Annotated in this window: 1 protein-coding gene; it reads right to left on the bottom strand. The window is 40.7% G+C overall.

Annotated elements, in window-relative coordinates:
* A partial coding sequence (locus EKC99_RS15385) for an IS3 family transposase (protein ID WP_163152672.1) occupies positions 1-558 on the bottom strand: 558 nt, incomplete at both ends.

Here is a 558-nt window from a genome sequence, read left to right as displayed (position 1 = left end):
GTTTGCATTCCATGCTGTCGTAAAATGGCTTGATACTCGTTCGATGCATATTGGCTCCCTTGATCCGAATGGTGAATCAGACCTGGTTGAGGCTTTCTCTGGTTGAGGGCTCGATTTAATGCTTTGATCACTAACTCTTTTGTCATTCGCTCGGAAAGACACCAGCCAACGATTTTACGAGAAAACAAATCCATGACCGAAGCTAAATATAGCCAGCCTTCTTTCGTCCAAATATACGTGATATCCGCCACCCATACTTGATTTGGCTCATCTGCTTCAAACTGCTGATTCAATAAGTTAGGATACACAGGCAAATGATGCTTCGAGTTTGTGGTTGCCTTATATTTTTTCTTTGTTTTTGAACGAATATCACTATCTTTCATGATTCTGGCGACCGTTTTTTGGGATACCTCAACCCCTTGTTTCTGAAGGATTTTTGTGATTTTTGGACTGCCATACGTTTCTCTTGACTCGATATGAATCTTTTTGATTTGCTTTTTCAACGCTTCCTGTCTTTTCTTTTGTTGACTTTCTGGTCGTTTGGCCCATGCATAGTAT

This window comes from Anoxybacillus sp. MB8, from assembly GCF_011006755.1.
Lineage (GTDB): Bacteria > Bacillota > Bacilli > Bacillales > Anoxybacillaceae > Anoxybacillus > Anoxybacillus gonensis.
The sequence above is the reverse complement of the archived record's forward strand: the minus strand, read 5'-3'. Positions and strand labels throughout refer to the sequence as shown.